The sequence below is a fragment of the Kitasatospora sp. NPDC088391 genome (assembly GCF_044753345.1).
In the GTDB taxonomy this organism is placed as follows: Bacteria; Actinomycetota; Actinomycetes; order Streptomycetales; family Streptomycetaceae; genus Kitasatospora.
In genome coordinates this window covers 68,723-91,303 of record NZ_JBIVNB010000013.1, presented here as the reverse complement: position 1 = coordinate 91,303, position 22,581 = coordinate 68,723, and the positions used below count along the sequence as shown (strand labels likewise).

The 22,581-nt window shown below is 74.8% G+C and carries 21 protein-coding genes; 6 read left to right on the top strand and 15 right to left on the bottom strand.

Annotated features, from left to right (window positions below; genetic code table 11):
* Positions 1–7: 7 nt before the first annotated feature.
* From ACIQBJ_RS30800 to ACIQBJ_RS30790, 3 genes are all read right to left on the bottom strand, one after another.
* Positions 8–1,429, bottom strand: coding sequence for a WXG100 family type VII secretion target (locus ACIQBJ_RS30800; protein WP_400717103.1), 1,422 nt, complete (start codon positions 1,427–1,429; stop codon positions 8–10).
* Positions 1,430–1,490: 61 nt separating this feature from the next.
* Positions 1,491–1,934, bottom strand: a complete 444-nt coding sequence (locus tag ACIQBJ_RS30795; RefSeq protein ID WP_400717101.1) for a hypothetical protein — start codon at positions 1,932–1,934, stop codon at positions 1,491–1,493.
* A gap of 140 nt (positions 1,935–2,074) precedes the next feature.
* Positions 2,075–2,752 carry an endonuclease V gene (locus tag ACIQBJ_RS30790; RefSeq protein ID WP_400717099.1) on the bottom strand — a complete coding sequence of 226 codons (678 nt, stop codon included), beginning with the start codon at positions 2,750–2,752 and terminating at the stop codon, positions 2,075–2,077.
* 294 nt (positions 2,753–3,046) lie between these two features.
* Here ACIQBJ_RS30790 and ACIQBJ_RS30785 point away from each other — a divergent pair, with 294 nt between their 5' ends.
* The gene (locus ACIQBJ_RS30785) at positions 3,047–3,391 is read left to right on the top strand and encodes a hypothetical protein (RefSeq protein ID WP_400717097.1); all 345 of its coding nucleotides are present in this window, start codon (positions 3,047–3,049) and stop codon (positions 3,389–3,391) included.
* Positions 3,392–3,511: 120 nt separating this feature from the next.
* Here the strand turns inward: ACIQBJ_RS30785 and ACIQBJ_RS30780 are convergent, their stop codons facing one another.
* Together ACIQBJ_RS30780 and ACIQBJ_RS30775 are read right to left on the bottom strand one after the other, a co-directional pair.
* The gene (locus ACIQBJ_RS30780; protein ID WP_400717095.1) at positions 3,512–4,177 is read right to left on the bottom strand and encodes an RDD family protein; all 666 of its coding nucleotides are present in this window, start codon (positions 4,175–4,177) and stop codon (positions 3,512–3,514) included.
* A gap of 99 nt (positions 4,178–4,276) precedes the next feature.
* Positions 4,277–6,043: an RDD family protein gene (locus ACIQBJ_RS30775; protein ID WP_400717093.1), complete on the bottom strand. Its 1,767-nt coding sequence runs from the start codon at positions 6,041–6,043 to the stop codon at positions 4,277–4,279.
* 401 nt (positions 6,044–6,444) lie between these two features.
* On the opposite strand from ACIQBJ_RS30775, the gene ACIQBJ_RS30770 reads away from it, so the two are divergent.
* On the top strand, positions 6,445–6,864 hold the full coding sequence (locus ACIQBJ_RS30770) for an SsgA family sporulation/cell division regulator (protein WP_014135973.1): 420 nt from the start codon (positions 6,445–6,447) through the stop codon (positions 6,862–6,864).
* A 196-nt stretch (positions 6,865–7,060) separates the two neighbouring features.
* Here the strand turns inward: ACIQBJ_RS30770 and ACIQBJ_RS30765 are convergent, their stop codons facing one another.
* The 3 genes from ACIQBJ_RS30765 to ACIQBJ_RS30755 all read right to left on the bottom strand — a co-directional run bounded on the left by ACIQBJ_RS30765 (position 7,061) and on the right by ACIQBJ_RS30755 (position 10,875).
* The gene (locus tag ACIQBJ_RS30765; RefSeq protein ID WP_400717091.1) at positions 7,061–8,470 is read right to left on the bottom strand and encodes a glycosyltransferase 87 family protein; all 1,410 of its coding nucleotides are present in this window, start codon (positions 8,468–8,470) and stop codon (positions 7,061–7,063) included.
* Positions 8,471–8,779: 309 nt separating this feature from the next.
* Complete coding sequence (locus ACIQBJ_RS30760; protein WP_400717303.1) at positions 8,780–10,153, bottom strand: sensor histidine kinase; 1,374 nt, start codon at positions 10,151–10,153, stop codon at positions 8,780–8,782.
* Positions 10,154–10,170: 17 nt separating this feature from the next.
* Complete coding sequence (locus ACIQBJ_RS30755) at positions 10,171–10,875, bottom strand: response regulator transcription factor (protein WP_400717089.1); 705 nt, start codon at positions 10,873–10,875, stop codon at positions 10,171–10,173.
* A 177-nt stretch (positions 10,876–11,052) separates the two neighbouring features.
* Between ACIQBJ_RS30755 and ACIQBJ_RS30750 the strand changes: the two genes are divergently transcribed.
* On the top strand, positions 11,053–11,580 hold the full coding sequence (locus ACIQBJ_RS30750; protein WP_400717086.1) for a hypothetical protein: 528 nt from the start codon (positions 11,053–11,055) through the stop codon (positions 11,578–11,580).
* 72 nt (positions 11,581–11,652) lie between these two features.
* Complete coding sequence (locus ACIQBJ_RS30745) at positions 11,653–12,135, top strand: Lrp/AsnC family transcriptional regulator (RefSeq protein ID WP_400717084.1); 483 nt, start codon at positions 11,653–11,655, stop codon at positions 12,133–12,135.
* Positions 12,136–12,168: 33 nt separating this feature from the next.
* Here the strand turns inward: ACIQBJ_RS30745 and ACIQBJ_RS30740 are convergent, their stop codons facing one another.
* The 5 genes from ACIQBJ_RS30740 to ACIQBJ_RS30720 all read right to left on the bottom strand — a co-directional run bounded on the left by ACIQBJ_RS30740 (position 12,169) and on the right by ACIQBJ_RS30720 (position 16,779).
* Positions 12,169–12,975: a hypothetical protein gene (locus ACIQBJ_RS30740; protein ID WP_400717082.1), complete on the bottom strand. Its 807-nt coding sequence runs from the start codon at positions 12,973–12,975 to the stop codon at positions 12,169–12,171.
* A gap of 78 nt (positions 12,976–13,053) precedes the next feature.
* Positions 13,054–13,704 carry an IclR family transcriptional regulator gene (locus tag ACIQBJ_RS30735; protein WP_099899485.1) on the bottom strand — a complete coding sequence of 217 codons (651 nt, stop codon included), beginning with the start codon at positions 13,702–13,704 and terminating at the stop codon, positions 13,054–13,056.
* 353 nt (positions 13,705–14,057) lie between these two features.
* The gene (locus tag ACIQBJ_RS30730; protein ID WP_400717078.1) at positions 14,058–14,531 is read right to left on the bottom strand and encodes a DUF2752 domain-containing protein; all 474 of its coding nucleotides are present in this window, start codon (positions 14,529–14,531) and stop codon (positions 14,058–14,060) included.
* 1 nt (position 14,532) lies between these two features.
* On the bottom strand, positions 14,533–14,769 hold the full coding sequence (locus tag ACIQBJ_RS30725) for a TM2 domain-containing protein (protein ID WP_400717076.1): 237 nt from the start codon (positions 14,767–14,769) through the stop codon (positions 14,533–14,535).
* Positions 14,770–14,955: 186 nt separating this feature from the next.
* Complete coding sequence (locus tag ACIQBJ_RS30720; RefSeq protein WP_400717301.1) at positions 14,956–16,779, bottom strand: DEAD/DEAH box helicase; 1,824 nt, start codon at positions 16,777–16,779, stop codon at positions 14,956–14,958.
* 392 nt (positions 16,780–17,171) lie between these two features.
* On the opposite strand from ACIQBJ_RS30720, the gene ACIQBJ_RS30715 reads away from it, so the two are divergent.
* Positions 17,172–17,618, top strand: coding sequence for an SsgA family sporulation/cell division regulator (locus ACIQBJ_RS30715; RefSeq protein WP_400717074.1), 447 nt, complete (start codon positions 17,172–17,174; stop codon positions 17,616–17,618).
* Between the two features lie 44 nt (positions 17,619–17,662).
* Here the strand turns inward: ACIQBJ_RS30715 and ACIQBJ_RS30710 are convergent, their stop codons facing one another.
* Entirely contained in the window at positions 17,663–18,283 is a 621-nt protein-coding gene (locus ACIQBJ_RS30710; protein WP_400717071.1) for a class F sortase, read from the bottom strand.
* Positions 18,284–18,374: 91 nt separating this feature from the next.
* Complete coding sequence (locus ACIQBJ_RS30705) at positions 18,375–20,951, bottom strand: phosphatidylglycerol lysyltransferase domain-containing protein (protein ID WP_400717068.1); 2,577 nt, start codon at positions 20,949–20,951, stop codon at positions 18,375–18,377.
* A gap of 333 nt (positions 20,952–21,284) precedes the next feature.
* Between ACIQBJ_RS30705 and ACIQBJ_RS30700 the strand changes: the two genes are divergently transcribed.
* Complete coding sequence (locus tag ACIQBJ_RS30700) at positions 21,285–22,574, top strand: hypothetical protein (protein ID WP_400717066.1); 1,290 nt, start codon at positions 21,285–21,287, stop codon at positions 22,572–22,574.
* The last annotated feature ends 7 nt before the right edge of the window (positions 22,575–22,581 follow it).

Sequence of the window (22,581 nt, the reverse complement as noted above, 5' to 3'; positions counted from 1 at the left end):
CCGAACGTCATTCCACCACGTTCGGGTTGACGTGGTTCCCGGACGCCCAGGTTTCCTCGTCCTCGACGAGGTAGTCGGGGCGGTCCTTGCCCTGCTTCTTGTTCTTCTTGCCCGCCTGGCCGTGGCCGCCCATGCCGCCACCCTGCGCGCCGCCCGCCTGGCCGGAACCGCCGGCCTGGCCTGCGCCCGCCGCCTGGCCGGCGCGACTGCGGCCGATGCCGGACCCGCCCTCGCTGAACGCCCGCCCGCCACCGGCGGACTGGGTGGACTCGCCGATCACGCCACCGGTCTTCCCGGTCAGGCCGCGGCCGGCACGTCCACCGGCACCGCCCGCACCACCGGTGGCACCGGCACCACCCGCGCCACCGGCACCCGAGCCACGGCCCAGGCCATCGTTCGCGCCGCCCATGCCGCCGGAGCCGAACGTCCCGGCCTTCGACACGCTGTTGCCGCTGAAGCCCGCACGGCTGCCACCGATCCCGGTGCCACCGGCCATGCCCGTCCCGCCGTGGCCGATCGAACCGGCACCGACACCACCGACCGTGCCGAGCCCGCCGGTCCCGGTCGGACCGTGCACCCCGCCGGCTCCGCCGGTGCCGCCGATCGTCCCGCCGCCACCGCGCACCAGGGTGCCGCCCTGGACGCCGTCGATGCCGGTACCCGGACTCTTGGGCTGTGGAAGCGCGTTGGCCGTCCCACCGGAGATACCGGCGTCGGTCGGCCGGATCACGGCCTGCTGGGGCTTCGGCGCCTTCGGCGTCGAACTGCTCACCGAACGCTGCCTAGGGGTCACCGTTCCGGCCGTCCCCACAGCGACGCTGCCCTGCACCAGCCCGGAGCCGATACCGGCGATCAGGGCCCCCAACGCAGCCGTGCCGCCGTTGTCAGGCGGAGTCAACTGCCTCGTATCTTCGATACGGCCGAGCGGCGGCTTCAAGTACTGGGTGGTGACTCGATAAGTGGCTGCCAGCGTCTGCATCACGGCGACCGCTTCCTTCTTGCGGGTGTCCGTGATGGATGTCCGGGTGTCCTCGTTGCTGATGCCGACGGACTCCTGGGCAAAGTCTCCGACCGTATCACCCGCCTTGTCCCAGAAGCCGGGCTCTTCCGGCATGTCCCGCTTGGCCTTGTCGATGGCCTCGGACATCATCTGCAACGCGCCGGCGGCGTCGTTCGAGTAGGCGGCGAGGTTGTTGACGCTGTTCGCGAGTTGGGTCATGTGCGAGTAGAACGCGTCACTGGTACTGCCCTGCCACGCGTCCGACGTGTCGGCGGCCGCCGTGTTGAGTGCGGTCCGGATCTGCTTCAACGTCTCGGTGGCCCGGCGCCAGGGGTCTGCAGCAGCCATCACCGCGCCCGAGTCCAAAGACTCGACCATGGACCGCATGTCCCCGTGGCTGTACTTGCCGAAATCGGTGTACTGGCTCACGACTGCCTCCCACAGCGAACAACCCGTCGACCGTTGTCCGGCCGTTCAGTCCCGTTACCCGTCACCATTGCGGCCTCGTCGCGTCCGTCACCTTGGTCGGAGTTGCGGCAGGAGTACGCCCGGAAGCCACGTCTGCCCGATCGAGGGAGGCCTGGTCCCAGGTCGCGGACCAACCGTCACTCGCCAGGGTCATGTGCTGCCGGGTGGCCTTCTCCTGCTCCTCGTAATTCGTCGCAGTGTGTTCCGCGTTCTGCTGCGCGTAGTCGATGGCCGTCTGGATCTGATCCATGACCTTGGCCAGTCCAACGCGCATCTCGCTGTACTTGGCGTGCAGTTCCTGCGCCTCGGGAAATGTCCCGAAGGCGTTGCCTCCGAGCCCGGTCGAGCCGTAGACCTTCTGGCTGCCCGCGCCCTCCTCGAACTCCTTGAGCAGGTTGCGCACCTGCGCCGCGAACGCGCGCAGGCTGTCGACCTCTACCTGGTAGCCCTTGCCACTCGTGCTCATGTTTTCGTACCTCCCCCGTACCTGCTTGCCCGCTCGACCGCCCGCTCGACCGCCTGGGGCCCGTTGGAAAGTTGGCTCCAACCCATATGTCTAACACATGGGACGGGCTGTCAGAACGGGCCCCGGGGGTCGGGGTGGGGTCAGGTGGCGGCCAGGGCCTGGCGGCAGAGGGTGTCGGCGCGGCGGGTGGTTTCGGGGAGGCGGTAGGAGGGGGTGAGGGCGAGGGTGACGGCGGTGGCTTCGGGGAGGCCGATGCGGTGGCCGGTGGAGAGGTAGACGGGTTTGACGCCCTGGCGGGTGCGGAGGGCGCGGCCGACGGTTTCGGGGCCGTCGAGGAGGGGGGTCCAGTCGCCGCGGTGGTCGCCGGGGGGCTCGTGGGTGAAGGTGAAGGGGTTCTTGGCGATGCCGAGGGTGGGAAGGCCGGTGTGGACGCCGAGGTGGCTGGCGAGGCCGAAGCGGCGGGGGTGGGCGAGGCCGTAGCCGTCGCAGACGACGAGGTCGGGGGTGCGGGTGAGGCGGGAGAGGGCGTCGAGGACGGCGGGGAGTTCGCGGAAGGCGAGGAGGCCGGGGAGGTAGGGGAAGGCGACCCGGCCGACGGCGGTGGCCTGTTCGACGACGTCGAGGGTGGTGTAGTCGAGGAGGACGGCCGCGGCGGCGACGACGTCGCGTTCGTCGTCGTAGGCGACGTCCACGCCGGCGATCAACGTGCCGGGGCGGCGCGGGGGTTCGGGGCCTTCGGGGACGACCAGCGGGCGCAGGCGCTCCTGTTCGGCGCGGGCGGCCTCGGCGGTGGCGGGCCAGTCGGCGGGGACGGTCACGGCGGCTCCCGGCGGGATCGGGGACGGGCGGGGACGGCGGGGGCGGTCGGCCGGTGCTGTCCGTCCGCACGCTATCGGTCGTGCGGGGGGCGGGGGGCGCGATCCCGCACTGCCGCCGTGTGAGCCCGTGCGCCCCCTGTGCCCCGGAGTAGATCAACTCCCCTGGGTTAGGCTGTACTTACCGGACTCGGGCCGTTGCGGGGGGCGACCGCCGTGACCGGTGCACCGCGCCCGTCCGTACGACCGCCAGCCCGCCCGCGCGAAGGGTCGACCGCCATGCCGCGCCTTGCCGCCGTGTCCAGTGCCGCCGCCTCCCGGGTCGCCGCGTCCCGTTCCGCCTGGTCGTCCGGGAGCCGGCCCGGTGCCGGGCAGTTGGCTGCCGGTGCGCTGATCGCGGCGGTCGCCGCGGTGGCGCTGCTGGCGGTGTCGGGGGAGACGGGGGTGTGGCGGATCGCGGTGCTGGTGGTGTTCGCCGTCGCGCTCGGGACGCTCTCCACCGTGCTGCTGGCCTCCGTCGCGGCCCACCGCCGCCCCGCGCCCGCACCGCACGCCTTCGACCAGCACCGGGCCCCGGCCGCGGCCGCGGGCCCGGCGGCGGAGCCCGCCCGCCGGCCCGAGTACGCGCAGCAGTCCCGGTAACGCCCCGGGGGGGCGACGGACCGACTCCCGGGCCCGCGGCAGGTCGACCGCTGCCGCGGGCCCGGGGCCCAAGCGGGCCGTCCGGGCGAGCGGGCGAGCGGGCGAGCAGGTGGGGCGGCGTCAGGCGGTGGAGACCACCACGGTCTTGGCCCCCTTGTCGTGGATGCACTGGCGGTAGGGCTTGTCGAAGACGCCGAACAGGCCGTCGACGGGCCACCAGAGGCCGCCGCAGCAGACCAGGGCGGGGGCGACGAAGACCGCGGCGCGGGTCCAGGCGGCGCTCGGGGTGGGAGCGGAGCCGTCGGCGAGCATCGCGACCCGGATCTTCATCAGCTTCTTGCCGAGGGTCTGGCCGTCGCGGCTGAGCATCAGGCCCTCGTAGACCAGGTAGAGCGCATAGCCGAGCCAGGCCGAACCGACCCAGCCGTCCTGCTTGTCGAAGTTCGCGAACGGGAGCAGCACCACGACGGCGATCGCCTGCACCATGATCCAGTCGACCAGTCGGGCGACGATCCGGGCGCCCCAGCCGCCGAGCGGGGGCATCCCGGGGACCGGCCCCGGTCCGTGCGTGCCGTACGGCGATCCGTAGGACGGCCCGTACGGTCCGCCGGGGTCGCCGGGCGGCGGCGGGGCGCCGTAGGGCGAGTCCGGTCCGGGCGGAGCACCGTACTGGCCTCCGTAGCCGGGCGGGGCGTCGTACGGGCTGCCCGACGACGGGGGCTGCTTGTCGAAGGACGGCTTGTCGCCCTCCCCCGGCTCGTTACCAGAGGGGTCGTAGCTGCTCATAGAGCGAGTAGAACATCACAAATAACACGGTGTGCGGATATAAAGCCGTTTCTGTCCGTTTTACGGATTTTCGGGTGAACGCGGGGAGCTGACGGCCCCTCAGCCCCGGTCCGCCCTGACCACCCTGGTCCGGGCCAGCCGGTCGTGCCAGCCGCGCCGCGCGGGGCGGTCCAGCAACGCTGCGAGCGGGCCCAGCAGCAGCAGGGTGCCCAGCCCGCGCAGCGGCCAGCGCAGCAGCGAGCGGCCGAACCCGGGCGGACGGCTGCCGCCCGCCGCGACCACCCGGACCCGGGCCAGCCGCTTGCCGAAGGTCTGGCCGGTCCGGGCGATCGGCAGCACCTGGTACAGCAGCCCGAACACCAGCAGCACGCCCAGCAGGATGCCGATCCGGCCCAGCACCGCCCCGTCCAGCAGCCAGACCTGGTGCTGACGGCCCGTCACCCGGGCGGCCAGCGCGGCCCGGTCGATCTTCTCCTGGACGTGCTCCGCCGCCGCCCCCGCCAGCGGCACCGCGACGGCCGCGCCGACCACCGCCGTCACGGCACCGTCCACCAGCCACGCCAGCGCCCGGGCGCCGACGCCCGCAGGCCGCGGCGCGGGGACGGGCATCCGCCGGGTCCGCGCCCCCGGACCGGTGGCGGCGGCCGGGCCGGACGCGGGGCGCGCCGCCGTCGCGGGGCGGGCCGGGCGCTGCTCCCCCGGCCCGCTCCGCGACGGCCGCACCCCGGGCTCCGCGGCCGCGGCCGCTGCCGCTGCCGCCGGGCGGGGCGTCCGCGCCGGCTCGGGCCCGGACCGGTCGCCCTCGACGGCGGGCTCCCCCTCGCCGGCCGGCGCGGGCACCGGCCCGGCCTCCGACTCGATGCCCCAGGAGACCCAGCGCGGCGCGCCGCCGGTCTCCAGCAGGCCGCGCTGCTCCCGCGGGTCCGCCCGCCAGCCGGTGCCGGGCCCGGGCGCCTCGGGGTCGGGGTGTTCCGCCGCGCCGCCGACCGGCTCGTGCAGCGCGGCGGGCCCGGCGGCCAGCCCGACCGACCCGTCACCGCCGTCCGCCGCACCGGTTGCTCCGATCGGCCCGTGCCAGGGCGTCCCGCCGAGCGGCTGGGCCGCCCGCGGCACGGCCGGTGCGGGCTGCGCGGGGGGCTCCGCCGCAGGCGCGGGCACGGCCGGGCCGGGGAGTTCCAGCGGGCGGACCGCCGCGTCCACCTCGCGGACCGGCCCGGGGGCGGGCCGACCGCCGCGCGGGGCGGCGGGCGCGCCGAGGTTCAGCGCGGCGGCGGTGGCCCAGGACTCGACCGCGACCGGCTTGAGCCCGTTCCCGGCGACCGCCCAGGGGGCCGGTTCCACCGGGTGCAGCGGCGCGACCCCGCCGCGCGGCCGGACCTCCAGCTCGCCGGACTGCCCGCCGTCGGCCGGCGCCGACCGGACGGCCTGCGCCGGGAGCGCCGCCTGCACCGCCCGGTCCGACGCGCCCGGCGGGGGCTGCGCGGCCGACGGAGCCTGCGGGGCCTGCTGGGCCGGGAGGGCGACCTGCTCGTCGGGGTGCGCGGGCATGGTGAACACGGCCTGCGCGCCGGTCTCGTCGAGGTAGACCAGGCCGGTGTCGCTCGGGGAGGGGGCGGGCGCGGCGGGGAACAGGCCGGGCGGGACGTTCCAGGGCGGCGGGCTGAGGTAGCGGGCGACGAAGCGCGGGGGTTCGAGGTGCTCGCCCGGCCCGGGGGCGGAGCGGCTGGTGCCGGGGACCCAGGCGTGGCCGGCCCAGTAGCGGACGAAACCGGGCACCGAGGGGTCGGGGTAGTAGCCGGGTGCTCCGGCGTCCCCGGCCGCGGTCGCGCCGAGCATCGGGCCTGCGGTGGAGGGCCGGTCCGTCATTGCGTCTTCCTTCGTACCGGCACCGCGGCGGGCGGCTGTCCGGACGTGCGTGGGTGCGGACGTGTGGGAGGGCCGCGGGCGGAGAGTCGCCGGGCAGTCACAAAGGGTAGTACCTCGGCCGCCTTCCTCCCCCGGGTTCACCGGAACTCGTGAAACGAGCGGAGTCCCGTGGTACGGCAGGGGCGGCAGGCACCTCCCGCGCCGACCACCGACGGCCGGGCCGCCGACCGCCGGGCCGCCGCGCGGTGCTCCGCTGCGCTCCTCTGCGGAACAACCGGGCCGGGGCGGAAAAGGTTCTGCGAAAAACTTTTCCGCGAACCCGTGTAAGAGTGCGCGGCGCGCCTCCTCTCTCCGGGTGTGGGGCCGATGCGCGGCCCCGCGAGGCGGAGAGGGTGAGTGCGATGGCGGGTCAGTCGACCGGAGTGGTGGAGCAGGAGCTGGAGCTGAACCTGGTGCTGTCGCCGGAGCGCAGCGTCCCGGTGGCGGCGCGGCTGTCGTACGGCAGCCACGACCCGTTCGCGGTGTACGTGACCTTCCACCTGGACAGTGGAACGCCGGTGACCTGGGTGTTCGCCCGGGAGCTGCTGGTGGAGGGGACGTTCCGGCCGTGCGGCCAGGGCGACGTGCGGATCTGGCCGACCCGTTCGGGGCGGCGCAGCGTGCTGTGCATGGCGCTCAGCTCACCGGCGGGCGACGCGCTGCTGGAGGCGCCGCTGCCGACGGTCGCGGCCTGGCTGGAGCGGGCGCACCGGCTGGTGCCGCCGGGCGCGGAGCTGGAGGCGATGGACCTGGACGGTTCGCTCGCCGAGCTGCTCGCGTGAGCGCCCCCGCAGGGCGGGGGCACGGGCGGGTGCGGGGCGCGGGCGCGCGGCTGTCGGCGGCGCCGACCAGGCCGCCGGGGCGTCCCCCGGAGCGCCCGCCGTCGGGGCGTCCGGGCCGGCCGGAGAGCGCCGCGGCAGTCGCGGCAGTGGCAGTGACAGTGCGTACGGCGGCGGGCGCGGCGGCGCGCCCGGGTGGTCAGCGGGCCGCGGGGGCCTTCTGGACACCGTCGGCCGTGCCGTCCGCGGCGGTCCGGGGCGCGGGGACGCGGACCAGCGGGGCGCCGGCGGCGAGGCGGCGGGAGCGGACCCGGAGCGCGGCGACGGCGAGGAAGCACAGGCCCGTCAACGGGTAGATCCCGGCCGGGAACTGGTGCAGGAGGGGCAGGTGGAGGTCGAGGTCGCCCTTGTGCGGCACGGCCCACATCGAGAAGGACAGGAAGCCGACCAGGGTCAGGGCGAGGACGGCCCGCCAGCGCAGGTGCCGGACGGCGGCGGGGCGGGAGCGCTCGTGCGCGGCCTCGGCGGCGAGCAGCACGAGGACGGGGACGCACCAGACCCAGTGGTGGGTCCAGCTGATCGGGGAGATCAGCACGGCGGTGACCAGGGCGGCGCAGACGCTCCAGGCGTCGGCGCGCGGGGACCAGCGGGCGCTGCGGTGCGCCCAGACGGCGACGGAGAGTCCGGCGACGGCGGTCAGCAGGCCGAGCGCGGTGGCGGGCAGGCCGGGGGTCTCGGTGTGCATCAGCCGGGCGATCAGTCCGCGCAGGGACTGGTTGTCGACGATGACGGTGCTGCCGACCCGGGTGGAGTCGAACATGTACGTGGTCCAGAACCCGCGGGTGGCGTCGGGGAGGACCAGCGCGCCGATCAGGAAGGTGCCGAGGAAGGTGGCGCCGGCCACCATGGCGGCCCTGATCCGGCCGGTGAGCAGCAGGTAGACGGCGAACAGGCCGGGGGTGAGCTTGATGCCGGCGGCGAGGCCGATCGCGAGGCCCTTGCTGCGGGCGGAGTCGGGGCGGGTGAGGTCCCAGAGGATCAGGCAGGCCAGCGCGAGGTTGATCTGGCCGTAGCGCAGCGTGGTGAAGACGGGTTCGAGCCAGACGCCGAGGCCGGTGATCAGCAGGACGCCGATCGGGCGCAGGTCGCGGCGGGGCCACCCGACCAGCTTGAAGGACAGGTGGGCGAGGGTGGCCAGCAGCGCCAGGTTGGCGAGGGTGACGGCGACCCGCAGGAACGGCACGCCGAACCAGGTGGTCGGCACGAACAGCATCGCGGCGAACGGCGGGTAGGTGGCGGGCAGGTTCCACTGGGTGACCCGGATCGCGTACAGGTCGTTGCCGCTGGCGACGGCCTGGCCCTCGGCCCGGTAGACGATCATGTCGACCATCGAGGTGTGGACGTAGTGCCGGACGACCGCGTAGACGAGCAGCGACAGCAGGGCGAGCCCGCCGGCCAGCAGCAGCGGCCGCCGGGGGGCGGCGCGCAGCGCGTCGGTGATCGCGGCGGCCTGCCGGGCGGGTGCGGTGAGGGCGCGGCGCCAGCCGGGGACGGGCGGGTGACCGGTGCCGTCCGGGGGTGTGGCGCGTTCCGCTTGCACCGTGCTCACTGTCTTGCTCCGTCCGCCGTCGACCTGCGCTGGGCCAGCAGTCGACACTACCCGAACGGCCGGATCGCGCCACCGGTCGCGCCCTCCCCGGGCTCTCCCTCCCGGGGGTCGCGGGCCGGGGTTCCGGGCTCCGCGCGCCGGTCGGTGTCCGGCGCGGTGGTCCGTCCGGTGGGGACGGATCGCCCTGAGGAAGCGTTGGGCTTCGCTTAGGGCGGGTTTAAGGGGCCCGAAGGGGCCCGGGAGGGCCGGGCGGCACCGAGCTGTCGCCCCCGCGGTAACAGCTCCTGTGTCGGCGTCGGCCGCCGGTCGTCAGTCCTTGCGGATCAGTCGGCCGGTCCGGCGGCGTTGCTGCCGGGGCAGTTCGACCTCGGTGCGGGTGTTGAGCCGCAGCGTGATCTCGGCGCCGCCGAGGGCGGCGGAGCGGCCGAGGGCGAGGTCGCCGCCGGTGCCCTCGGCGAGTTTGCGGGCGATGTCCAGGCCGAGGCCGGTGGAGCCCTCGCCGCCGTGCCCGGCGCCGCGGCGGATGGCGGTGGCCGGGTCGGTGAAGCCGGGTCCGCCGTCGCCGACCCGGACGGTCACCGCGTCCTCGCCGGCGGCCAGGTCGACGGCGAAGGGGGTGCCGACGGCGGTGTGCCGGAAGACGTTGCCGAGCAGCGCGTCGACGGCGGCGGCCAGGTCGCCGCGCTGCACCGGCACCGGCGCGGGCTCCCGGTCGCCGGAGAGCTGCCAGGGGCGGCCCTCGTCCTCGGCGAGCGCGGACCAGAAGGCGACCCGGTCCCGGACCACCTCGACGGCGTCGCAGCCGAGCACGGTCGGCGGGGCGTCCACCGGGTCGCGGCGGGCGGTGCGGATGATCTGGTCGACCTCGCGTTCGAGCTGGGCGACGGCGTGCCGGGTGGCGTCGGCGGCGTCGCCCTGGCCGAGGGCGGCGGCGTTCAGCCGGAGCACGGTGAGCGGGGTGCGCAGCCGGTGCGACAGGTCGGCGGCGAGTTCCCGTTCGGCGGCGAGCAGGTGGACGACGCGGTCGGCCATGGCGTTGAACGCGTAGGCGGCCTCCCGGAGTTCTTCGGGCGCGCCGGCGGCCTCGCGGCCCTCGACCGGGACCCGGACGGTGAGGTTGCCGGAGCCGAGCGAGCGGGCGGCGGTGGCGAGCCGGCGGGCGGAGCGGATGATCCGGTTGCCCATCCGGTCGGCGACCGCGACCGAGACCGCGACCAGGCCGAGCGCGACGCCGGAGAGCACCAGCCAGGCGGTGCCGACGCCGCGCGAGAGGTCGGCGTCGGGCACGTAGACCTCGACGACGGCGATGCCGCCCCGGTCGACGGCGACCGGCTGGAGCAGGGCGTAGCCGCCGGGCGCCTTGACGGTGCCGGCCCGGTTCCGGTCGGCGGCGGTGTCGAGCTGGTCGGGGTCGACCCGGGCGCTCCCGACCACTTCGCCGTCGGGCAGGTGGACGGCGAGCCGGCCCTTGGCACCGGCCTCGGTGGAGGCGGCGGCGCGGTCGATGGCGTCCCGGTCGGTGGTGATGGCGAGGGCCGGGCCGAGGGCGGCGGCCTGCCGTTCGGAGGCGGTGAACGCCCGGTCCCGGGCGGTCTGCTGGACGACCAGGCCGAGCGGGATGAGGAAGGCCAGCGCGACCATGACGGTGCCGGCGATGGCGGCCTTGACCATCGCCCAGCGCAGCGAGCGGAGGATGCGTTTCACGGGTTCCTCCCGCCGGGTCCGGCGGGCGCCTCCAGGCGGACGCCGACGCCGCGCACGGTGTGCAGGTAGCGCGGGCTGGAGGCGGTCTCGCCGAGTTTGCGGCGCAGCCAGGACAGGTGGACGTCGATGGTCTGGTCTCCTCCGTAGGTCTGCCGCCACACCTCGGCGAGGATCTCCTTGCGCGGGACGACCACTCCGGGCCGGGCGGCGAGGAAGGCCAGCAGGTCGAACTCGCGGCGGGTGAGGTCGAGGCGCTGCCCGTCGAGCAGGGCCTCGCGGCGCTGCGGGTCGATGGCGAGGCCGCCGACCCGCAGGATCTGGGGGGCCGTCAGGGCGCCGCCGCCGAGCCGGCGCAGGACGGCGGCCATCCGGGCCGTCAGGTGTTCGCCGGAGAAAGGTTTCACCAGGTAGTCGTCCGCCCCGTCGTTCAGCAGTCGGACGATCTCCGCCTCGTCGTCCCGCGCGGTGGAGATGATGACGGGGACGTTGGTCAGCCCGCGGATCATCTTGAGCGCCTCGCTGCCGTCCAGATCGGGCAGGCCCAGATCGAGGATCACCAGGTCGCAGCCGACCTGGGCGACTTCGCGGAGCGCCTCCAGGGCGGTGCCCACGGAGCGCACGGCGTGGCCGGTGTCGGCGAGATGGCGGATCAGGGCGGAACGCACAAAGGGGTCGTCCTCGACCACGAGCACTGTTGCCATGGGGCTGCACGGTACGGCATCGGGGCGAAATGGTCTGTACCTCGGGGGGTTCGGGGCGGCCCCCGGTGGGCAGTGGGAGAGGGGTTCGCGGACGCCCGGTTCAGATTCCCACAAGGTTTCCGAGGATTGACCGGGCCACTGACCTGCCCGTGACCTTCGTACGGCAGGATGGCCGCGATGCGGAGCGGACTGGTTCAACTGGGCGCCTGGACGGCGGCCACCGGAGCGGCGGTGGCGTTGTCCTGGCTGGGCGTGCACGCGGTGCTCGCCGCGACGGTGTTCGAACAGCCGACGGTGGCGGCCCTGCCCTCGGTCCCCTCCTCCCGGACGGCGCCGCCGACCGCGCCGCCGACCGGCGGGGCACCGGCGTCGACCACCGCGGTGGCGCCGGCCCCGAGCCCGGACCCGACGCCGGGGGCGGGCACGCCGAGCCGGTCGGGGCCGTCCACCACCGCCGCCGCGAAGAAGCCGTCGCCGCCGGTCGGCACGGTGCAGAGCTACCTGCTGCCGGGCGGCCGGGTGGCGCTGAACCTGCTGCCGACCGAGGCCCGGCTGGTCTCGGCGACGCCCGAGGTCGGCTGGACGGTGCAGACCTGGCAGGAGGACCAGTGGATGCGGGTGGTCTTCTCCAAGGACGGCCGGGCCTCGCAGGTGTGGGTGACCTGGAACACCGGCCGGCCGGTGGTGCAGACCGATCCGGGCTGACGGGCGGGGCGCGGCGGCCGCACAATGACGGTCGGACGACCGACGTGCCCGCACCACCCCTGGAGCCGCCCCGTGCCCCCGCAGCACGACCCCATCGACGCACTGGACGGAAGGCTGATCCGGCTGCTCGCCGAGGAGCCGCGGATCGGCGTGCTGGAGTGCTCGCGCCGGCTGCAGGTGGCCCGCGGCACGGTGCAGGCCCGGCTGGACCGGCTGCAGGCGCGCGGGGTGATCGGCGGTTTCGGCCCGCAGGTCGACCCGGCGGCGCTGGGGTACCCGGTGACGGCGTTCGCCACCCTGGAGATCTCCCAGGGGCAGGGCGCCGACGTCCGGGCGCACCTGGCGGCGGTGCCGGAGGTGCTGGAGCTGCACACCATCACGGGGCACGGCGACATGCTGGTCCGGATCGTGGCCCGGTCGAACGCGGACCTGCAGCGGGTGATCGACCGGGTGGTGGGCTTCGACGGAATCGTCCGGGCGTCGACCGCGATCGCGTTGGAGAACCCGGTGCCGTACCGGGTGCTGCCGCTGGTCGAGCAGGCGGCCGGGGGCTGAACCACCGCCCCGGCGGCCCTCGGTGACGTGCCGTCAGCAGTGCGGGACGGCGCCGCCGGAGTTCAGCGCCTGGAGCGCGGCGATCGAGTCGGAGAGGGTGTCGACCGGGACCAGCCGCAGGCCCGCGGGGGTGTTGACCTTGCCCTGGGTGCACTCGCTGCGCGGCAGCAGGAACACCGTGGCGCCGTCCGCGGCGGCGGCCTGGGTCTTCAGCGGAACGCCGCCGACCTCGCCGATCCGCCCGTCGGCGTCGACCGTGCCGGTCCCGGCGACGGTCTTCCCGCCGGTGAGTTCGCCGCCGCGGCCGTCGCCGGCCAGCTTGTCGACGATGCCGAGCGCCAGCATCTGGCCGCCGCTGGGGCCGCCGATGTCCCCGAGGTCGATGGTGACCTTCACCTGGTCCGGCGAGAGGTGCAGGTAGCCGAGGGCGGCCAGGGTGGCGCTGTCCTGGGACTGCGTCATCTGCTGCTGGGTCACCTGGTTGGCCTGCTCGGGGTCGGACTGCGGGTAGACCTCGTCGGTGGGGACCACGGCCTGCTTGCGGTCGACCCAGGCGTCGAGCGCGTCCCAGAGGCTGTTGCGCTGCTCGGGCGGGGTGGCGTTGATCGTGACCAGCCGCAGCTGTCCGGAGGTGGCGCGCTGCTGGGCGCCGGTGATGGTGATCACCTGGCGGCCCCGGTAGGAGCCGAGCACGTCGGCGGTGTCGCCGGGGGTCTCCACGGTGAACGGCAGCGGCACGAACGCGGCCACCGCGAACAGCGCGACCAGCGGCAGCGCGCACAGGCCGAGGGCGCGGGCGCGCGTCGAGGTCAGGACCGAGGACGGGGTCTGGGAAGCCACACCCCGCATCCAAACACACCGCGGGGCCGGGCAGGGACGGCCGCGCGGATCACGGCCGTCCGGCTGCGGGGCGGGGGCTCAGCGCAGCGCGTCGGCGACCTCGGTGGCGGCCTCCACCACGCGCGGGCCGACCCGTTCGGGCACCAGGCCGTTGAGCATCACCACGCCGACGCTGCCCTCGATGCCGCTCAGGCCGATCAGCGCGGCGGCGGCGCCGCTGGCGCCGGACTGCTCCTCCGCGCGGGTGATCACGAAGCCCTGCTCGGGGCGGCGCTGGCCGGGGAAGCTGCGGGCCTCCAGGATGGCCCGGCCGGCCGCGCTCTCGGTGAGCGGGTGGCGCAGGCCGGTGCGGTAGGCGACGTGGAAGTCCGTCCAGGTCGGTTCGACCACGGCGACGGCCAGCGCCTCGTTGCCGTCGACCAGGGTGAGGTGGGCGGTGGCGCCGAGGTCCTCGGCGAGCGAGCGGAGCGCGGGCAGCGCGGCCTCGCGCAGCAGCGGGTGGACCCGGTGGGCCAGCCGCAGCACGCCGAGGCCGACCCGGGCGCGGCCGCCGATGTCGCGGCGGACCAGGCCGTGCTGTTCCAGGGTGGCCAGCAGGCGGTAGACCACGGTGCGGTTGACGGCCAGCCGGGCGGCCAGCTCGGTCACCGTCAAACCGCGCTCGGAGTCGGCCAGGAGTTTCAGTACCCGGACACCTCTGTCCAGGGTCTGGGATGTCTCAGCAGTCACGGGCGCCAGGTCCTTTCCGCGGCGAGTCCGACCCTACGGCAGAACTACCGTGGGTCGCACCGGAATTGATCGCGCACGGGAAGGGGTGTCCGGCGCGGGAGTCCGGCCTCGACGACGTCGGCTCGGCGCAGGCTCCGCGGCACTCGTCCGGGCCGAGGGGTGGGGCCCGGTGAGTGTGGGGAGACGCTAATGAACCAGGGGCGCGCTGCGGAAGTGTTTGTCCAAAATTCGGTCAGCATCGATGGAAAGTCGTGACTAAAAAACGGATAAGCCGCCCATAATCCGCTCCCGCACCGCGCTGGTGTTCGATATTTGACCGGTACCCGGACAGCCCGGGTCGGCGGGGCGCGCGCTCAGAGCAGGTTGCGGCCGATCATCCAGAGCACGGCACCGACGAGCACCAGCCGCGCGGCGCGCGGCTCCAGTCGCAGCCGCCAGTGCCGCCCGGCCAGGCCGTGCCGGAGCCGGACGGCGAACCAGAGGGCGACGAACGGGAGGGCCAGCAGCAGGGCGGCGTTGTCGTGCCAGGCCGCGGCCAGGTCGCCGTGCAGCAGGTCGTAGGCCATCCGGGTGCCGCCGCAGCCCGGGCACTGCAGGCCGGTCAGGCGGTACCAGGGGCAGAACGGCACCACCTGCCCGGGCAGGTGCGGGTCCCGGGCCCACAGGTAGACCGCCCCGGCCGCGCCGGCGGCGAGCAGGCCGAGCGGGTTGGCGGCAGGGTGCTGCAGAAAGGCCGGGAGCAGGCGGGCCGGAAAAGGCCGACGGCCGGCACCCCCGCCGCGGTTGTCCGCGGGGCGGGAGGGCCGGCCGTTCGGTTCGATGGGCACGTCAGGAGCTGAGCACGCGGCCCTGGGCGTCGGTGCGGGTGTTGCTGACCAGGAAGATGATGCCGTCGATGGTCGCCCAGATGAAGAGGCCGCCGCAGGTGAACAGCTGGGCGAGCGCGATACCGGTGTGGCCGGTGTAGAAGCGGCCGATGCCGAGGTAGCCGAAGAAGATCTGCAGCAGACCGGCGACGATCTTCGACTTGTCGGACTTCACGGGGGCCTGGTTGGGGTACGCCACGGTGGGCTCCTCTTTCGGATGCGGGGCCGGAGCGTCGGACGGGACGGCATCGGCGGGTCTACCGCATGCCGGGGCACACCAAACATGTTGGTCCCCCCAGCACCGGCATGCGGAAGATTAGCTGATCTTCGTACTCACCGTCTGCACATTTTCTTTGCCAGCCCTTGGGGGAAATCTGACACTCCGTCAGGCCTTCACGGCCCACTCGCGGATGCGGCCGATCCGGGCTTTCAACTGGTTCGCGGTGGCCTGCGCGGTCAGCGGCCCGCCGCACTGGCGGCGCAGCTCGTTGTGGATGCTGCCGTGCGGCTGCTCGGTGCGGTGGTGCCAGGCGGCGACCAGCGCGTTCAGCTCCTTGCGCAGCTCGCGCAGCTCCTGGTGGGTGACCACCGGGCGCTCCTCGGCGGGCAGTTCCAGCAGGTCGGCCTCCTCGGCGGGCCTGGCCTTGGAGCGCTGGATCTGCCGGTGCTGACGTTTCTGCAGCAGCATCTGCACCTGGTCGGGTTCGAGCAGGCCCGGGATGCCGAGGTAGTCCTCCTCCTCCTCGCTGCCGGGGTGCGCCTGCATGCCGAACTCCATGGCGTTGTACAGCACCCGGTCGAAGACCGCCTCGCTGCCCAGCGCCTCGTAGGAGAACTCCTCGGTGCCGGTGTCCGCCCCGTCGTTGGCCCGCTCGGCCTCGGCGAGCAGCCGGTCCTCCTCGTCGAACAGGCCCTCGCCCTCCTTCTTGGGCCGGTCCAGGACGTGGTCGCGCTGCAGCTCCATCTCGTTGGCGAAGCCGAGCAGCATCGGGATGGTCGGCAGGAACACCGAGGCGGTCTCGCCGCGCTTGCGGGCGCGCACGAAGCGGCCGACGGCCTGGGCGAAGAACAGCGGGGTGGAGATCGAGGTGGCGTACACGCCGACGCACAGCCGGGGCACGTCGACGCCCTCGGAGACCATCCGGACCGCGACCATCCAGCGCGAGGCGCCCGCCGCGTAGTCGGAGATCCGCTGGGACGCCTCGGTCTCGTCGGAGAGCACCAGGGCGACCTTCTCGCCGGTGATCTCGCGCAGCATCTTGGCGTAGGCGCGGGCCACCGTCTGGTCGGTGGCGATCACCAGGCCGCCGGCGTCCGGGATGCCCTTGCGGACCTCGGTCAGCCGCCGGTCGGCGGCCTGCAGCACGGCCGGGATCCACTCGCCCTGCGGGGAGAGCGCGGTGCGCCACGCCTGGGCGATCAGGTCCTTGGTCATCGGCTCGCCGAGCCGGGCCTCCAGCTCGTCGCCGGACTTGGTGCGCCAGCGCATGTTGCCGGAGTAGCTGAGGAAGATCACCGGGCGGACCACGTGGTCGGCGAGCGCGTGCCCGTAGCCGTAGGTGTAGTCGGCGACCGACTTGCGGATGCCGTCGTTCCCGGCCTCGTACTGGACGAACGGGATCGGGTTGGTGTCGGAGCGGAACGGCGTACCGGTGAGGGCGAGCCGGCGGGTGGCCGGTTCGAACGCCTCGGAGCAGGCCTCGCCCCAGGACTTGGAGTCGCCGGCGTGGTGGATCTCGTCCATGATCACCAGCGTCTTGCGGGCCTCGGTCCGGTTCCGGTGCAGCATCGGGTTGACCCCGACGCCCGCGTACGTGACCACGATGCCCTGGTAGTCCTTGGACAGCGGGCCCGAGGAGTACGCCGGGTCGAGCCTGATCCCTATCCGGGCGGCGGCCTCGGCCCACTGCTTCTTCAGGTGCTCGGTGGGCGCGACCACGGTGACCTGCTGCACCAGGTGGTTGTGCAGCAGGTAGGACGCCAGGGTCAGGGCGAAGGTGGTCTTTCCGGCGCCCGGGGTGGCGACCGCCAGGAAGTCCCGGGGCTGCTTCTCGATGTACAGGTCCAGCGCCCCCTGCTGCCAGGCCCGCAGGCTGGCGGCGGTGCCCCAGGGGGCACGGCCGGGGAAGGCCGGGGAGAGGTGCGCGGCGGCGGAGGTGCCGCTCGGGCGGGGGTGGGTGCTGTCGAGGTGCGAGAACAGCGGGGCCATCGAGGAGGAGGCGGCGGTAGTCACGGTCTCCGAACGGGGTCGTCGCAGGTCAGGGCCTGTGCGAGGCCCTGTTCCCGCGGTCTGCGGGCGGTCGTGGAACCTGCCCAGCCTAGCTCCTTCCCGACCCCGGACGGCGGGCGCGGCACGCCCCCGCCGCTCCGGCCCCGCCGGTCCGGGCGGCCCCCCGGACCGGCTCCGGAGCACGCCCCGGAGCCGGTCGGACGGCGCGGCGGCGGGCGTCCCGGCGGCCCCGGTCGGCCGTTCGGGTGTGACGCGGATCACGCGACCGATCCGGGCGGGGACGGTAAGAGCGGGCCCGTTCCGGACTCTCCCTCCCCGGGAGGCGACCCCGGTCGCTCCCGTACCAGTACCGCCCTACGGAAGGTCCCGCCGTGTTCGCAGCGCCCGTGCAGGTCGAGCAGACCACGCACGCCCGACTGATCGTCAGCGCCCATCTCTCCGCCGGGCTCCGGGTGACGCTGCGCTACCGCTCCGACGACCCGCTGGCCGTCCGGATGCTCTTCCCCGCCGAGTACGCCGTGGACGGGGCCGCCGACGCGCAGGTGGTGTCCACCGAGCCCGAGATCGAGTGGGTGTTCGCCCGCCAGCTGCTGGCCGAGGGCCTGGACGTGCCCAGTGGCGAGGGGGACGTCCACCTGCGGCCGGTGGCCGGGCTGCGGACCCTGGTGGAGCTGCGCTCCCCCGACGGCGTCGCGCTGCTCCGGTTCGAGCGGGCCGGGCTGCGCCGCTTCCTGTGGAGCAGCTACCTGGCCGTCCCGGCCGGGCAGGAGCTGGCCGGCCTGGACTACGACCGGGCGCTGGCCGACCTGCTGGCCTGAGGCCGGGGGGCGGTCCGCGGGCGGGGGCGGCCTGCGGGCCGGGGTCAGGCGGCCGCGGTGCGCACCAGGTGGGCGTAGGCCACCACGTTGCCGTCCCAGCCGCCGTCCCGGCTGTAGCCGCCGCCGCAGGTGATCAGCCGGAGCTGGGCGTCGGGGGTGGCCGCGTACACCTTGCGGTCGGGGAACTCCGCCTTCGGGTAGACCTCCACGCCGTCGACCTGGAACCAGGCGCGGGTGCCGTCGGCCCGGGCCACCTCCAGCTGGTCGCCCCGGCGCAGCGCGCCCAGCCGGTAGAACACGGCCGGGCCGTGCGCGTTGTCGACGTGCCCGGCCAGCACGGCGGCGCCGCCGGAGCCGGGCGCGGCGCCGTCGGCGTACCAGCCGGCCAGGTTGCGGTCCTCCTCCGGCGGCGGCTGCAGGCGGCCCTCGCCGTCCAGGCCGAGCCGGGCCACCGGCGCGTCCACGCCCAGGGCCGGGATGCGGACCCGGACCGGCGGGGCGGGCGGCAGCGGCGGCACCGCGGGGCCGACCGGCGTCCCGTCGTAGGCCTGCGCGGCGAGCGGCGCGGGCGGCAGGGTTCCGTCCAGGCCGGAGTGCAGCAGTCCCGCCCCGACCAGGATCGCCGCGGCCGCCGCCACCGCGCCGGACCATGCCCGCTCGCCCACCGCACCCTCCCGCCGCCGGTCCCGACCCCGCCCAGTCAAGGCGGCGGCCGGGGGCTCGGCACGCGCTGGGTGCTGTCCGGGTGACGGTCCGTCAGCCCACCGGGGCGGGGCGCGGCGGCGCGGGGCGGCCGCGGCGCAGCCGGGGGCGGGTCAGGTAGCCCTCGGCGAGGGCGTTGGCCAGGCCGATCGCGGGCAGTTCGGAGGTCCGTTCGTACAGCGCGTAGCGGGGCACCCAGGCGGGCCGGTAGCGGGTGTTGGCCCGGTACAGCGACTCCAGCTGCCACCAGCGGGACAGGAAGCGCAGCACGCCGCGCCACAGCCGGAGCACCGGTCCGGCACCCAGCCGCTCCTCGAACACCTCGCGGAACATCGCGAAGTTCAGCGACACCCGGACCGCCCCGAACTCCCCGGCGCGCTCCAGCAGTCCGGCGACGGTGTACTCGACCAGCCCGTTGTCGGACTCCCGGTCGCGCCGCATCAGGTCGAGCGAGAGGCCGTCGGCGCCCCACGGGACGAAGGACAGCAGCGCGGCGGTCCGCCCGGCGGCGTCCCGGCACTCGGCGATCAGGCAGTCGCCGTCGGCGGGGTCGCCGAGCCGGCCGAGCGCCATCGAGAAGCCGCGCTCGGTGCGGCCGTGCCGCCAGGCGTCGGCGAGCCGCACCAGGTCGGCGAACTCCTCGGCCGGGATGTCGCGGTGACGGCGGATCAGCACGGTGTACCCGGCCCGGGCGACCCGGTTGCAGGTCTGCCGCAGGCCGCGCATCTCGCGGCCCGCCAGGGTGAAGCCGGGCGCCGCGACCACCGCCTCGTCGCCCAGGTGCAGGGCGCGCAGCCCGGCCACCCGGGCGTACACGGTGGCGCCGCGCTCGCCGGCGCCGGTGACGGCGGGGATCCAGGCGTGCGCGCGGGCCTCGCGCAGCCACTCCCCGACGGCCTGCGGCCACGCCTCGGGGTCGCCGACCGGGTCGCCGGAGGCCAGCGCCACGCCGTTGACCACCCGGTAGGCGACGGCGGCCTTGCCGCTGGGCGAGAAGCACACCGACTTGTCGCGGCGCAGCGCGAAGTAGCCGAGCGAGTCCCGGCCGCCGTGCCGCTCCAGCAGCCGGCGCAGCGCCCGTTCGTCCTCGGGGCTCTGCCACTCGGCGTGCCGCGGCGAGCGCAGCAGGATGCGCAGGGCGAGCAGCAGCAGGGCGGTGCCGAGCAGGTTGGCGGCGACGTCGATCCAGCGCGGCACGTCCACGCCGGGGACCTCGACCGTGCCGGAGAGCGTGACCAGCCGCAGCAGCACGTACCGGGCGGCCTCGCCCCAGCCGGGCCGCGGTCCGCTGCCGGTCAGCCGGACGGCGAGCGCGCCGAGCGCGGTGAGCAGGGCGCCGCCGAGCAGCAGGACGGCGGCGGCGAGCGGCAGGTTGCCGCGGCCGCCGCGGACCCGGAACGCGGCCCGGCCGAGCCGGAGGGCGAGCAGCAGGGCCAGGGTGAGCCCGGCGGAGACCCAGTTGAACGGGTGGGCGCGGTACTCGGGGAAGGACAGCGCGAGGGCGTAGACGGCGAGGTGCAGCACCGTCAGGGCGGTGGCGGCGATCCAGGCGGCGCGCTTGCGGCGGCGCAGCATCACGGCGAGCAGTCCGGCCAGCAGGGCGCTGGTGAAGCCGGCGGTGACCAGGACGGGGGTGAAGTACTCGCCGCGGTCGACCCGTTCGACCTGGGCGCGGAACGGGGCGAAGGCCGCGCCGAGCAGGTTGAGCACGGTGGCGATCCGCAGGTACCACTGGGCGGCGGCCGCGCAGCGCAGCCGCCAGGGCGCGGGCGGTCCGGCCCCGGCGGCCCCGGCAGGCAGGGCGGCGGCGGGCTCCGCGACGGGCCGTTCGACGGGCTGCTCGACGGGGTGCTCGACGGTCCGTCCCGGGGTTTCCGGCCCGGGCTCCGGGTCGGCGTCCGGGCTGCCGGCCACCAGGTCGTAGGCGGCGGTCTTGGCGGCGACCAGGCGGCGGTGGATGCGGTCCTCACGGCGTTCGGCGCGGGCCATCCGGCGCGGCCGGGAGCGGTAGCGCCAGCGGGCCCAGGGGCTGGCGGGGCGGGCCAGCCGGACGGCGCCGACCAGGGCGAGCGGCCAGAGCATGATGCCGAGCAGCCCGGTCCAGGTCTTGCCCTTGAGCAGGCTGACCACGACCAGCGAGAGCAGTACGGCGGCACCGGCCAGGGTGGGCCCGTCGGGGTGCCGGACGAAGCCGCCGAGCGGGAGTTCGCCGACCAGCAGCAGGCCGATCGTGGCGACGGCGAGCATCACGGCGTCCACCGAGGTGCGGCCCTCGGTGGACCAGTAGACGTCCTTGAGGTGCAGCACCAGCGCGAACTCGTCGAGGACCAGGCCCGCGCCGACGCCGAACCCGAAGCCGAGCAGGTTCCACCAGGCGCCGGCGTCGCCGCGGACCGCGAACGCGGCGACGCCGCAGACCAGCAGCAGGGCCTGGCCGAACACCACGTGGTGGATGTGCAGCCCGCCGGGGGTGACGTTGCCGGGCCACCAGCGGACCCGGGCGCGGATCATCCGGGTGCTGAACCGGATGAACAGGAAGGACAGCACGAGTCCGAGCAGCAGCAGGAACAGCGGTTCCCGCTCGGTCTCGACGATCCGGTCCCGGTAGGCCTCCAGCAGCGACTGCCACATGGGCGGGTGCGACCTCCGTGTCGTGGGGCGGGTGGTTCCGGCGGGCGGGCGGTTCCGGTTCCGGCCCGTGGGCGGGCCTGCGCGGGCGGTCCTCCTGACGCCAAGTCAACTCCCCGGCCGGGCCCGCGCTCCGGACCGGTGCGCCGAACAGGTGAGCGTCCGGGCGCGGCGTCCCCCGGTCATCCGTACCGTGGCCGTGCTTACCGGCGCACGGTGCGGAGCCGTGCCATGCTGGGCCCGGCTCCCCCGGACGACGCATCTCTTCATTTCATCTGATGGACCGTTCATCCGGCCGGTGACTTCCCCTGACTCCCTGGTGAACGGATGTGAGACATGGACGCCCTCTCCCGCAGGACGCTGCTGGCCGCCGGTGCGGCGACCGCCGCCACCCTCGCCGCGGGCTGCGCGAGCACCTCCGGGAGCGGCGGGGCCGCCCCGCCGGTGCGGGCCGACGGCCTGTCCGCGAGCGGCAGCCCCAGCCCGGTGCCCAAGCCGCCCGCCGCGCTGATCGGCGACGGCTCCACCTCCGACACCGGCCCGCAGCCGAACCAGCCCAAGGCCGAACCGCTGGAACCCGGGCAGCGCCCGCCGCAGTTCGTGGTGTTCTCCTGGGACGGCGCGGGCGAGCTCGACAACAAGCTGTTCAGCCGGTTCCGGCAGCTCGCCAAGGACCACAACGCCGGCATGACCTTCTTCCTCAGCGGCATCTACACCCTGCCCGAGTCGAAGAAGTCGATGTACCACCCGCCGCAGCACTCCGTCGGCGCCTCCGACATCGGCTACCTGAGCGACCAGCACATCCGGGCCACCATCGAGCAGATCGGCGCGGCCTGGCTGGACGGGCACGAGATCGGCACCCACTTCAACGGGCACTTCTGCGGCGCCAACGGCGGCGGCCGCTGGTCCCCCGAGGACTGGGACAGCGAGATCCAGCAGGCGATGGACTTCGTGACGAACTGGCGGACCAACACCGGCATCACCGACCTGCCCGCGCTGCCCTTCGACTACCGCAAGGAGCTGATCGGCGCCCGCACCCCCTGCCTGGAGGGCCAGCGCGGCCTGCTCCCCACCGCCGTCAAGCGCGGCTGGAAGTACGACAGTTCGGGCCCCGGCGGGCTCCAGATGTGGCCGCAGAAGTTCGCCGGCGGCGCGCTGTGGGACCTGCCGCTGCAGTCCATCCCGTTCCCCGGGCACAGCTTCCAGGTGCTCTCGATGGACTACAACATCATGTACAACCAGTCCGGCGACAACACCAAGGGCGACCCCGGCCGGCAGGGCTTCTGGCAGAACCAGGCCCGGGACTCCTACCTGGCCGGCTTCGACCGCGCCTACAACGGCAACCGGGCCCCGTTCATCATCGGCAACCACTTCGAGCAGTGGAACGGCGGCATCTACATGAACGCCGTCGAGGAGACCCTGAAGCAGATCGCCGACAAGCCCGAGGTCCGGATGGTCTCCTTCCGGCAGCTGGTGGAGTGGCTGGAGGTGCAGGACCCGGCGGTGCTCCGCAAGCTCCAGGCGCTCACCCCCGGCCAGGCGCCGGCCGGCGGCTGGAACGGCTACCTCGGCGGCGCCGCCTCGGCCCCGGCCTCGGCCCCGGCCTCGGCGGGCGCCAAGGTCTGACGACGGG

Coding starts and splice junctions, on each gene's coding strand:
- ACIQBJ_RS30795 (WP_400717101.1), bottom strand. CDS start 1,934: ATGAGCACGAGTGGCAAGGGCTACCAGGTAGAGGTCGACAGCCTGCGC.
- ACIQBJ_RS30780 (WP_400717095.1), bottom strand. CDS start 4,177: ATGAGCAGCTACGACCCCTCTGGTAACGAGCCGGGGGAGGGCGACAAG.
- ACIQBJ_RS30775 (WP_400717093.1), bottom strand. CDS start 6,043: ATGACGGACCGGCCCTCCACCGCAGGCCCGATGCTCGGCGCGACCGCG.
- ACIQBJ_RS30770 (WP_014135973.1), top strand. CDS start 6,445: ATGGCGGGTCAGTCGACCGGAGTGGTGGAGCAGGAGCTGGAGCTGAAC.
- ACIQBJ_RS30755 (WP_400717089.1), bottom strand. CDS start 10,875: ATGGCAACAGTGCTCGTGGTCGAGGACGACCCCTTTGTGCGTTCCGCC.
- ACIQBJ_RS30750 (WP_400717086.1), top strand. CDS start 11,053: ATGCGGAGCGGACTGGTTCAACTGGGCGCCTGGACGGCGGCCACCGGA.
- ACIQBJ_RS30720 (WP_400717301.1), bottom strand. CDS start 16,779: ATGGCCCCGCTGTTCTCGCACCTCGACAGCACCCACCCCCGCCCGAGC.
- ACIQBJ_RS30705 (WP_400717068.1), bottom strand. CDS start 20,951: ATGTGGCAGTCGCTGCTGGAGGCCTACCGGGACCGGATCGTCGAGACC.
- ACIQBJ_RS30700 (WP_400717066.1), top strand. CDS start 21,285: ATGGACGCCCTCTCCCGCAGGACGCTGCTGGCCGCCGGTGCGGCGACC.